Below are 12,521 nucleotides of genomic sequence, written 5' to 3'. Positions count from 1 at the left end.
CAGGGCGGAGGTCGGACCCGATGGGAGCTTCTCCTCGAGAGGGCGGCGGGGTGGGGATCAGCACGTTGCAAGGTTAGCCTACCCTTCATTACTGTTGCAGTGATCCGTGCCTCGGTCAGCTCGACCTGGTCTCAAGAGAAGTGGGTGTGCTTCCGTTGACGGCTTTTGATCGTGTGGAACTGACTGCGAGCCAGCGGGGCAACTGGGTGGCACGGAGACTCGCTCCGGAGTCCTCGGTGTTCTGCGCGGGGCAGCTGCTGTGGCTGCAGGGCCCGATCGATCCGGCCGTGTTCGCGTCCTCGGTGAGTACTGCCTTCTCGGAGACCGACGCGCTGCGGGTCCGTTTCGGCGACGACGACGGGGTCCCTTTTCAGTACGTCGACGCGGCCACGACACTGCCGACAGAGATCGTGGATGCGGGCCAGGGCGACGACCAGATCCGGGTGATGGCCCGCGAACGACTCACCGCAGCACCGGCTGCCGCTGGGGAGCCGACGACGTCTTCAACGCTGGTCCGTCGCGATGACGGGACCTGGGCCTGGATCCTGGTCACCAACATCCTGCTCGTCGACGGCTACAGTATTTCCCTCTTCATCCGCCGCGTCGCAGAGGTCTACTCCGCAACCCACGCAGGCGATCCGGTCCCGGACCGCTGGTTCGGAAGTCTGGAAAACGTCGCAGGCACCATCGAGCACAGCGCTGAAAGCGTCGCGTACTGGAACGGCATCCTCGCGATCGAGACTGCCGGCCACGAGACCACGGAGGACCTCTCCGAGGTCTTCGTCTCGTCATCGCGACCAGTAGTCGTCCCGACAGCCGACGACACCTATTCGAGGGTTCAGCAGTTCGCTCGTACCGCGCGAGTTTCCTGGACCGATTCCCTGATCGCCTTGTGGGGCGTCTACACCGCTCTGGTCGACAGCCGTGACTACGTCGCGGTCCGGGTTCCGCAGATGCTGCGCGACGACCGCGAGTCGCTGAGAACGCCCAGCGCGATCTCGAGAGCGGTTCCGGTGGTCGCCGAGATCAGCCCGTACCAACCCTTCGCCGACGTCCTCGAGGTTGTCGCGGACCAGTTGAAGACGTCGCGGCGTCACACCACGGTCGAGGATCACCAGATCGCCCGTTCCTGGCCGGGCAGCCAGGCGTCCTATCTCACCCTGCCGACGATCAACATCAGGCTGTTCGAATCGGTACCGCGCCTGGGCGACATCGTCGCGGTCCCCGAAACGATCAGCACCGGCCCGGTCGGATCACTCGACCTGGCGATCTACCGCAACCCGGAGACCGGCATCCGGCTGGAGATCTCCGCAGGCTCCGACACCAGCGATCCACTCCTGCACGCCCAGCAGTTCAGCGACTTTCTCAACGCTGCCCTCGACGGTTCCCCGACGCAGACCCTGCACGAACTGAGCCGCGGATTCACCCCCACTGCTGATGGTCCGGATTCTTCGTGGGTGCGCGGCGAGGCGCTCGAGGTTGCACCGGTGACGGTGGACGAATTGGTGCGCGACCGGGTGCAGGCCGGTCCCGACCTGGTGGCGCTCGTCACCGAGGACGGCACCGAGCTGACCTATGGCGAGTTCGATGCGCGGGTGAACGCGCTGGCTCGGCTGTTGATCGATCAGGGCGTGCGAGTTGGAGACCGGGTCGCGGTCGCCATGACGCGGTCGGTCGACCTGGTGGTGGCGCTGGCCGGGGTGATGCGCGCCGGAGCGGCGTACGTGCCGATCGATCCGGGATACCCCGCCGAACGCATCAAGCACATCCTCGACGACGCCGCACCCGTCGTGGTGATCACCGACCACGACACCGCGGAAACACATGCACTCCGGATCGACGACCACGACGTACAGCAGCGCTTGGCCACTGGCGAGAGAACTGCCCCTGTGCTGGCGCGGCCGTTGAACGTTCTCGACGCTGCCGTGGTGATCTTCACGTCCGGAACAACCGGTGTCCCGAAGGGCGTTGCCGTCACGCATCGCGCGCTCGTGAACCGGCTCGCCTGGGGCCAACGAGTACTGGACTACACGCAAGACGACGTGGCGCTGTCGAAGAGCGGCCTGGGCTTCGTCGACGCGATGACCGAGCTGTTCGGGCCGATGCTCGCCGGCACCCGAACCGTCATCGTGACGGCAGCAACCGCCCAAGACCCAGCCGCTCTGCTGGGCACCATCGCCCGGCACCGTGTCACCCACCTGCTGACCGTGCCCAGCCTGGCCGACGTCCTCGTCCGCCACGACGACGCATCCACAGCGCTGGCGTCGATCCGGTACTGGATCTCTTCCGGTGAAACTCTCACTCAGAGCACCGCGAACAGCATGCAAACCGCTGCTCCACAAGCAGAACTCCACAACTTCTACGGCTCCACCGAGGTCACAGGCGACGGCACCACAGCCGTCATCACCGACACCAAGAACACCTCGATCGGTGGCCCGGTCGCGAACACCACGGCGCGCGTCCTCGATGCCTGGTTGCGTCCGGTACCGGTCGGTGTCGCAGGTGAGCTCTACCTCGGCGGGGTGCAGCTCGCCGACGGCTACGTCGCCCGTGCAGGCCTGACCGCCGACCGTTTCGTCGCCGATCCGTTCAGCGACGAAGGCGCTCGGCTGTACCGCACCGGCGACGTCGTTCGCTGGAACACCCAAGGACAGCTGGAGTACCTCGGCCGCAGCGACGACCAGGTGAAGATCCGCGGCTACCGGATCGAGCCTGCCGAGATCCGCGCCGTCCTCGAACAGCACCCGCAGGTCACGGGTGCAGCCATCGCCACCTTCGACCACCCGGCCGGCGGAAAGTATCTCGCCGCCTACGTCACCACGCCCGGCACCGAGGACGCCTTGTTGTTCGACGTACTGCGCGAGCATCTCGCCCAGTCGCTGCCGGAGTACATGGTCCCCACCACGTTCACCCGCCTGGACGGCTTCCCGGTCACAGCGAACGGCAAGCTGGATCGCCACGCGCTGCCGCAGCCAGACCTGGCCGCAGGCACGACCAGCGGCCGGTCGCCGGAGACCGACAGCGAAGTCGCCCTGGCCGGCATCTTCCGCGACGTACTGCGCCTCGCCGACAACACCGAGCTGGGCGTCGACAGCGACTTCTTCCGTCTCGGCGGACACTCACTACTCGCCGCACGAGTCGTCGCCCGCGCCAACGCACTGCTCGGCACGGCGTTGACGCTGCGCGACGTCTTCGACCACCCCCGGATCAGCGAACTCGCTCACCTCGCCGACAACACCACCGCTACCGTCGGGACAACCGAGACCCGGATCGGCGACCTGCCACGCCCCACCGTCCTGCCCGTCTCCTACGGACAGCAGGCACTGTGGTTCACCGAGCAGATCGCCGGGCGTCCGATCTACCGGACCGAGATCGTGCTGCAAGCAGGCGAGCAGCTCGACCTGGACGCATTGGAGTCGGCGGTACGCCGTACTGTCGCCCGGCACGAGATCCTGCGCACGATCCTGGTGCCGGACGAGGACACCTCATCGCTGCGCCAGGTCATCTGTCCGGCACCCGACGACGACACCTTGGTGCTGCAGGTGGAGCACGTCGGTCCTGAATCGCTCGACGACAAGATCGCCGAGGTTGCCGCGCTGCCCCTCGACTTCACCTCCGAGTTCGGGCTGAAGTTCCATCTGCTGCGCCATTTCGACGGCGATGTGCTGGTCGCCTACGGGCATCACATCGTGACCGACGCGGATTCTTTCGGGATCCTCGTTCACGAGCTGAACAAGTTCTATCTCGAAGCGGCGACCGGCAACTCCACCGAGCTCGCGGCCTTGCCGACGCAGTACGCCGATTTCGCGGTCTGGCAGCGCGAGGTGCTGGGCGATCGCAAAGACCCGGAGTCCCGTTATCGATCGGATCTGGAGTACTGGCAAGACCTGCTGTCGGATCTCCCGACGGAGACCGTCCTGCCTCTCGACCAGTCCCGTGACGGGTCCGAAGAGCGAACCATCCGGCCTGCGACCACGTCGCTCACCAGCGACGAGACAGCCACGGTCGACGAACTGCTGTTCGAGCACAAGGCGACACCCCTTCAGGCGTTGATCGCGGCCTTCTCGCTGACGCTCTGGGACGAAGGGTCAGGCGAAACCGTCCCGGTCGGCACCCCGGCCAGTCTGCGCGACCAGCCCGAGCTGCAGGACCTGATCGGCTACTTCGTGAACACCGTCGTGGTGCGCGCCGATATCGACGCCCAAGCCGGCTTCGCGCGGACGCTGCTCAGTTGCCGCGATCGCATGCTGGAAGCCGCTGACCACAAACTCGTTCCGTTCGAGCACGTCGTCGAGGCGGTGAACCCGCCGCGGCGGGTCGGGATCAGTCCGCTGTTCCAGGTGATGGCCGCCTACGTGGACCGCGGTGGAGATCTCGGTACGGCGCCACCGCTCACCAACTACGCCTCGACCACCGCGGCCGGCCCGCTGGCCTCGCAGCCCGCGCTGTTCGACCTCGTGTCGAGTATCGAGAGACTCGACAGCGGTGCGTTCGGCATGAACCTGAACGCGGCCCGCGAGTTGTTCTCCGCGGAGACCACCGCACGCTTGTTGCGGAACACGGCCCGCTTCCTGGTGCTCGGTTCGCAGTACCCGGAATTGACGGTCAAGCAACTCGCCCAGATCGTCCGGGCCGGCGGCGAGGGCCAGACCGCAGCTGCTGACGACGTCCGTGACAATCGCCGCTTCCAGTTGCCGCTCGAGGACTTCGACATCAGCGTGGCTCCGCTCTGGCGGGCTGCGATCGATCACGTCAGTCACGCCTTGTCGGGTGCAGGTATCGCCTTGCGCTTGGCGATCCGCGACACCGGCGCCGGCGAACTGGTCGCCGAGACCAGCAATCCTGAGCTGCTGGATGCAGTCCGGGCGAAGCTCACCGAATTGGTCACCGCCTATCAGGCAAGCATTCCGATGGTCGTCGCCGCGTCTCCCCGGACCGCGGCTGGCTACAGCGACGACGAGTTGACGGCTGTCCTCGACGATCCGTTCTGGGAGGACTGGGTCGATCAGCTCGCTGATGCGACCGCGACCGTACTGCGGCAGCGCGACGGCTCGGCCGCTTCGGAAGCGTTCAGTGTCACGACCGGTCAAGCGGCCTCCGCCGAGACCTCCCTGCAGTCCGTTGTGCTGACAGCCGTGGCCAAGGCCTTGGCCGGGGTCGCCGAAGGAGACCTGCTCGTCGAGCTCTACGAGTCCGACGGCCCCCTGCGAACGCGCAGATTCCCTGTGCTGCTTGACGATGAGGTCACCGGACTGAGCTCGGAGCGAGCAGCGGAGTACGCCGCGCTGGCCTGGCACCCCCGCTTCAGCCGCTTCTTCGATGATGTTCCGCTGCCACGGATCCGCGTGGGCGTGTTCCGTAGCCAGGCGAAGTTGGTCACTGGGCCTGCCGCGAGGGTCGGCGTACCGGACGACGGACTCGGCATCCACGTCCTCGTCGGGGGTAGTGCGCCCGACGATTGCGTCGTCCGCGTTTGGGTGGAGTCGGCGCCGACTGTCGATGTCGACACGGAGGCGCTCGCCGCCGCCATCACCGAAGAGCTCGGCGGAGCCGGAATCCCGGCGGCCGGCCACGAGCGTCGAGACGCCTTCACACTGCGTCGCGCCGACCGCGTCACGTTGACGCCCGCCGAAGAAGAATCCATCCGGGCCCGCTACGGGTACGACGCCCAGATCCTGCCGCTGGCCCCGTTGCAACGCGGCTTGTTCTACCACCTGCTCCGGTCCCAGGAGTCCGACGACCACAACACCTACGTCTCGCAGATCACCCGGCAGATCAAGGGAGAGCTCGATCCCGGGCGAATGACGGCTTCCATCGCCAGTGCGATGACGAGGCACCCCAACCTCCAGGCGGCGTTCGTCCCGCCCGGGGACGTGCAGGTGATCCCGGCCGGTGTCGAGGTTCCGGTGCGGGTCATCCGACTGGAGGAGTGGAAGGACCGCGGGGTCGAGGTGGAGCAGTTCCTGGCGGCCGAGCGAGGTGAGCCGTTCGACTTCGAGACCCCGCCGCTGATCCGCTTCACCCTGCTCGAACACGATCACCGGACCTGGACGATGGTGATGAGTTTCGAGCACATCCTGCTGGACGGCTGGTCCATCAACTCGATCCTCGCCGAGATCCTCAGCATCTACGCCGATGACGGGTACGTCGATCGGGTCCGGCCGGTGCCCTTCCGCTCCTACCTGGACTGGGTCGACGAGCAGGATCCCGATGCCGCCTATCGCGCCTGGGACGGCTACCTCGCTGAGCTGGCCGGCCCGACGTTGCTGTGCCCGGACTTCGTCGACGTCGGTGACGCACAGGGCGAGACCGGCGAACTCCACCTCGATCTCAGCCCGGCAGAGGCCGCGATGGTGTTCCGTGCCGCACGCGATGCCCAGGTCACGACAGGCACCTTGCTGCAGACCGCCTGGGGGATCGCGCTCAGCCGGCTCACCGGCAGCAATGACGTGGTCTTCGGCAACACTGTTTCCGGACGGCCGCCGGCGTTGCCCGACGCCGACCGGATCATCGGGCTGCTGTTCAACACGGTCCCGATGCGGGTCAATCTGCCTCCGTTCGAAACGAATCGGCAGCTGCTCGCCCGGGTCCAGTCCGAGCAGTTGCTCGTCATCGACCATCCGCAGGCCGCACTGACCCAGATCCAGACCAATGCAGGCGTTCCTGTTCTGTTCGACACGCTGTTCGTGGTGCAGAACGTGCCGCTCGGCAAGGCCGATGGGCAGGAGACAGCCGGGTTGCAGGTAGTCGGCGCGAAGGTCGACGACGCAACGCACTACCCGGTGACGTTCGCGGTCGACCCGGAAGAACGCGACGGAGCGGCGACCGTACACGTGCGTCTGTCCTACCGACGGGACGTTTTCGAGGCCTCGGCCGCGGAGCTGTTGCTCAAGCGCTACGCCCAGGTGCTCGTTTCTCTCACTCGCCGGCTGGACGAGCCCGTTGGCACGTTGTCCGCCCTGTTGCCGGACGAGACCGACCCGCACACAGGGATTGCCGCTGATCTCGTCCGCGAGATCGAACCGGTCACGGTCGCCGAGTTGCTGGACCGGCAGGTGCAGCTGTCCGGATCGGAGACGGCGCTGGTCGCCGGAGAGCGTCAGTTCACCTTCGCGGAGTTCCACGCCGAGGTGAATCGCTATGCCCGCCTTCTCCTTGAGGAGGGCGTGCGCCCGGAGCATCGGATCGCGCTGCTGCTGCCGCGCGACGAGCGGACGGTCATCGCGATGTTCGCCGTGTTCGCCATCGGAGCGGCGTACGTCCCGGTGGACAGTGAACTGCCGGACGAGCGCATCAGCTACATGATCGAGGTCGCCGAACCGACCGTCACGCTGGTGACCGACCGCGACGTGGATCGACTCACCGGCGCCGTCGGCAAGGTGGTCAACCTGGACTCCGCGCCGACGGTGGATCGGCTCGCGCGGATCGCCGCGGGTCCGATCACGGCAGCGGAACGAGGCGGGCAGATCTCGCTCGACAACCTGGCGTACATCATCTTCACCTCGGGAACCACCGGGCGGCCCAAGGGCGTCGCCGTCGGCTATCGCGGCCTGACGAACATGTACTTCAACCACGTCGAGAAGATCTTCGATCGGGTGGTGGACCACCAGCGCGGCCGCCGGATGAAGATCGCGCACACGACGTCCTTCTCCTTCGATGCATCGTGGGAGCAGCTGTTCTGGCTACTGAACGGGCACGAGGTCCACGTCATCGACGAGGAGATGCGGCGCGACCACCAGCAACTGCTGGCTCACTACGACGAGGTGTGCATGGACGGGTTCGATGTGACCCCGTCCTACGGGCAACTGCTGGTCGAGGAAGGGCTGCTCGAGCGGGACCGGCCGGCCGGCCGATCCGTGTCCTCGGATGCGCCCGGGGTCGTCTTCGTCTCCCTCGGCGGCGAGGCCGTCCCCGACCGGCTGTGGCAGCAACTGCGCGGCGCCCCCGGAGTCGAGTCGTACAACCTCTACGGCCCCACCGAGTACACGATCAACGCCCTCGGTGCCGATCTGGCCGACAGCACCACGTCGAGTGTCGGTACGCCGATCTTCAACACCCGGGCGTACATCCTCGACGAGAACCTGGAGCCTGCCCTGCCCGGCGTCGCGGGCGAGCTGTACCTCGCCGGCGACGGTACTGTGCGAGGGTACTGGGGCCAATCAGCGCTGACCGCCGAACGTTTCGTCGCCTGCCCATGGGAGCCGGCGGAGCGGATGTACCGCACCGGAGATCTGGCCCGCTGGAACGACGACGGGATGATCGACTACCTCGGTCGCGCCGACGAGCAGATCAAGATTCGCGGTTACCGGATCGAACCGGACGAGATCCGCGACGTAGTACAGGGATTCCCCGGGATCACGCGCGCCGAGGTGGTCGCCTTCGAGCATTCCACCGGGCCGCAGTTGGCGGCGTACTACAGCACCACCGCGGACCTCGACATCAGCGAGTCGCTACGTAACCATCTGGCCAAGTTCCTGCCTGACTACATGGTCCCGGCAGCCCTGGTGGTGGTGGACTCCTTCCCCCTCACCCCGACCGGGAAGCTGGATCGCCGGGCGTTGCCGGCGGCTGACGTAGCCGCGTCCGCAGTCGGCGCCGGCCGGGCACTCGAGTCGGCGACGGAGTTGGCGCTGGCCGCGATCTTCCGTGAGGTGCTCGATCTCCCCGAGGAACTGCCACTGGGTGCTGCCAGCGACTTCTTCCGGCTCGGCGGGCACTCGCTCGCGGCGATGCGACTCGCCTCGAAGATGAATCGCACCTTCCCGGTGGCCACCGCGATGAGGGACGTGATCACCGCTTCGACGATCGGCGAGCTGAGCTCGGTCGTCGATCAGAAGCTGCACCCGGATGCAGATCCCGACGGCGATATCAGCACGATCGTGACCCGATTCGCGCCATCGCTGAACGGCCGCAACCTGTTCTGCGCGCACGCGCAGTTCGGCGGCTCATCCGTGTACTCGGACCTGTCGAAGTACCTGCCGAACGGTGTGGGGCTGGTCGGAGTCGATGATCCGGCGGTCGCCGGCTTGGATATCGAGTTCGATGACCTCGAAGACCTTTCCTCCACCTATGCCGACATCATCCAAGGGCTGCAACCGACTGGATCGTACGAACTGCTGGGTTGGTCCTACGGTGCGCACATCATGTTCGCCGTGGCACGCCAACTCCTCTCCCGAGGGGAGCGCGTCGAAATCCTGGTGATCGTGGATGCCATGCCTGTCATCGGGAATGTGCGACAGGGGTATGGAGAGTCGATGCGCGAAGAGATGCGGAAGGCCTTCGGTACGGAGGCGTTCAACGAGTTACTCGCCGATCTGAAACAGTTGAAGGCTGTCGAGACGGCCGGACGTCGTTGTGATGTCATGATGTCTGCTCCGACGCGAGGCAGTCTCGACATCGAGGCGCTCGTGATCGCGTCCGCCGCGACTCATACGTCCCGAGTGGCAGAGCTCGGTCGTGAGGACGCCCTGGGCTGGGATGTTCACCTGACCAACTACTCCTTCTTCGTTGCCGAAGGCGAGGACCACCAGTCCATCGTCGAGCCCGACTCGGGCCTCCCGAAATGGGGCCCACTGCTGACGAATCTGCTGGAGCAGTGATCAGGTGATGGCGGCCGCGTCCTGCAGGCTGTCGAAGAGGGCCGCGCGGCGCATGTAGGCACGAGCGGTGTCGTGATTCTCCGCGGTACGGCGTAGTTCGCTGAACTTCTGGCGCCGTACTTCGGGATCACGTTCCTCCAGCAGCCGCTTGTTGGCGATCGTCTGGGCCTGCACGTAGTTCACCGCGGCATGGCGACGCTGGCGGCTGTAGAGGTCGAGCAGCTCGTCGCCGGCCTCACCGGCGATCACCTTCGTGAGCTTCTCGGTCAGGTTGATGGCGTCATGGATGCCGCCGTTCATGCCCATCCCGCCGATCGGGTTGTTGACGTGCGCGCTGTCGCCGGCGAGCAGGATGCGGCCCTTGCGGAAGGTCGCGGCCACGCGCTGATTGACTCCGTACACGTCGCGGTACTCGACGTGGTACGAGCCGGCCTTCGGCAGGAACTTCTGCAGCCGCTGCTCGACGCGCGCCGGCGACAACGCGGTGGCGTCGTCCTCGTCAGCCCCGATCGGCAGGATCACCCGCCAGAGCCCCTCGGGTGATTCGCCGCGCACCTTGAACACGTTGGCCCACTCATGGGGGTCGGAGAAGTAGTTGCGCAGCGACAACTCCGGCCTGACGGTTTTGAGGTCGAAGCTGGTCGCGATCTTGATGAACCGCTCCGGATAGGTGAACCCCTCGAACTCGATCCCGGCCAGCTTGCGCACCGTCGAGCGGCCACCGTCGCAGCCGACGACATAGGTCGACGGCATCCGTTCCGTGCCCGCGGGTGAGGTGTACTCCACCTCGACGCCGTTCGCGGTCTCGGTCAGACCGGTCAGCGTGTGGGAGAACCGCACGTCGAAGTCGGACCCGTTCGCGTACTCCGCGGCGATGGCTGCGGTCAGCTTGTACTGCTCGTACTGCAGCACATACGGGAACCGGAGCTCGTTCCCTAGCCGGCCGAGATCGAACTCGGCCACGACCTCTCCGGTCGGCCGGTCGTGGAAGCGATAGGTGCTCGACAGCAGGCTGTCCGCCCGGATCTTCTCGGTGACACCCAGGTCGTCGAGCATCTCCAGCGTGCTCGGATGGATGGTCGCCGCGCGCTGGTCCTTCACCGGCGCCGGCTCGGACTCGAAGACGGTCACCGGGATGCCCCGCCGGTTCAGCGCCAGCGCGCAGACCATGCCGACGGGGCCTGCGCCCGCGATCAGGACACGTGTGCTCTCGGTCGCCATCACCTAGTTCAGCTCGCGCTGCAGCCGCTTGCTGACCTTGCCGACCGCGGTGTACGGGAACTCGTCGACGACCTCCACCACATCGGGCAGCTTGAACGTGGCGAGGCCCTTGTCGCGCAGGAACTGGCGCAGCTTGCCCAAGGTGAGCTCGGCCGCGCTGTCCGGCGACCGGGGAATCAGGTACGCCTTGACCCGCTCGCCGAGCACGTCGTCATCGACGCCGACGACGGAGACGTTGTGCACGCCGGCGTGCGTGAGCAGCGCGTTCTCCAGCTCCTCGGGCGCGATCTTCTCGCCACCGCGGTTGATCTGGTCCTTCGACCGACCCACCACCCGGATGAATCCGCGCTCGTCCCGCTCGACGATGTCACCGGTGCGGTAGAAACCGTCGCTGGTGAAGGCCAGCGCGTTCTGCTCGGGGTTGCGGTAGTAGCCACGGATCACCGACGGTCCGCGGGTCAGCAGGTGACCAGGCGCACCAGGTGGCACCTCGTTCCCCTCGTCGTCGATGACCTGGATCTCATCGGCTGCCGAGGCCGGCCGGCCCTGGTATCGCACGCTGGTGGCCCGATCGACGTCCGCGGGATTGCTGACCACCAGGCCCTCCCCCATCCCGAAGCTCTGCGACAGCTGTACGCCGAACTCCGGCTCGACCCGGCTCGCCACCGCTTCGACCAGCTTCGCGCCGCCGCACATGAGCACCTTCAGGCTGGACAGGTCGTAGGACTTGCGCAGCGAGGAGTTCAGCCACGCCAGCAGGATCGGCGGGACCAGCGAAACGCGGGTCACCCCGTGCTTCTCGATCAGCGGGAACGCCGTGTCGGGGCTGCCGTTCGGGGCGATCACGATGGTGGCGCCCACGCTGAACGCACCGAGGAAGCCGGGCGACCGCGTCGACATGCTGTGGCAGATCGGGATCACCAGCAGGTGCACGGTGCGCTCGGTGATGCCTCGTTCGCCGACGCTTCTGCGCAGTGCGTAGCCGTACGTCTGGTGCGTGTGCGGCATCAGCTTCGGAACGCCTGTCGTGCCGCCCGACATCTGCAACAGCGCGACGTCCTGCGGGCTGCACCGCCGGGTGTGCTCGAGCGATCCCTTCGACTGCAGTGCCTCGTACTCGGCGCCACCGCCATTACGGTCGAGTACTACGGTGTGCTCCAGCTGGGGCCAGCGCTGCTTCAGATCGGCGGCCATCGCGGCGAGATCGGTGCCGCTGTCCGAGTCGACGGTGATGTAGGCCCGCGCCTCGGCGATCTCGATGAAGTACTCGATCTCGGCACGACGGTGCGCGACGGGAGCGACGACCGGAACCGCCCCGATCTCCCACAAGGCGAAGACGAAGGCGATGTACTCGTAGATGTTGGGCAGGTGAACCACCACGCGGTCGCCACGGTTCAGCCCGAGCTCCTGCAGGCCGGCCGCGAGGCGCAGTACCTCGTCCGTGAGCTGCGCGTAGGTCAACTCGGCCTTGCGGTCGATGACAGCGAGCTTGTCCGGACTGCGCTCCGCGGTGGCGAACAGCAGCTCTGGCAGCGTCTGATCGCGCCAGTGTCCCTCGGCGAGGTACTCGGCCGCCGTCTCCGGCGGAAACGGAACGACCCCGTCAAGGGTCAGCGGTTCGATGCTCATTGATTTCCCTTCGAGGCGGCCGTCTCCCAGCCTGTAAAGGGTAGGCTACCCTAACAACTTCCACGATCAGCG

General features: G+C 66.5%; 3 protein-coding genes. 1 reads left to right on the top strand and 2 read right to left on the bottom strand.

Annotation, left to right across the window (positions count from 1 at the left end):
* Positions 1 to 140 precede the first annotated feature (140 nt).
* Positions 141 to 9,599 (top strand): amino acid adenylation domain-containing protein, encoded by a 9,459-nt coding sequence (locus tag AB0P21_RS23160; protein WP_363699210.1) that lies wholly within the window; start codon positions 141 to 143, stop codon positions 9,597 to 9,599.
* Here the strand turns inward: AB0P21_RS23160 and AB0P21_RS23155 are convergent, their stop codons facing one another.
* Both AB0P21_RS23155 and AB0P21_RS23150 read right to left on the bottom strand, forming a co-directional pair.
* Positions 9,600 to 10,820: an FAD-dependent monooxygenase gene (locus AB0P21_RS23155; protein ID WP_363699209.1), complete on the bottom strand. Its 1,221-nt coding sequence runs from the start codon at positions 10,818 to 10,820 to the stop codon at positions 9,600 to 9,602.
* A gap of 3 nt (positions 10,821 to 10,823) precedes the next feature.
* Positions 10,824 to 12,449 carry an AMP-binding protein gene (locus AB0P21_RS23150; RefSeq protein WP_363699208.1) on the bottom strand — a complete coding sequence of 542 codons (1,626 nt, stop codon included), beginning with the start codon at positions 12,447 to 12,449 and terminating at the stop codon, positions 10,824 to 10,826.
* Positions 12,450 to 12,521 lie beyond the last annotated feature (72 nt).

This window comes from Kribbella sp. NPDC056861 (assembly GCF_040687575.1).
Lineage (GTDB): Bacteria > Actinomycetota > Actinomycetes > Propionibacteriales > Kribbellaceae > Kribbella.
Note: the sequence above shows the minus strand (reverse complement) of the source record. Positions and strands in the feature narration are given on the sequence as shown.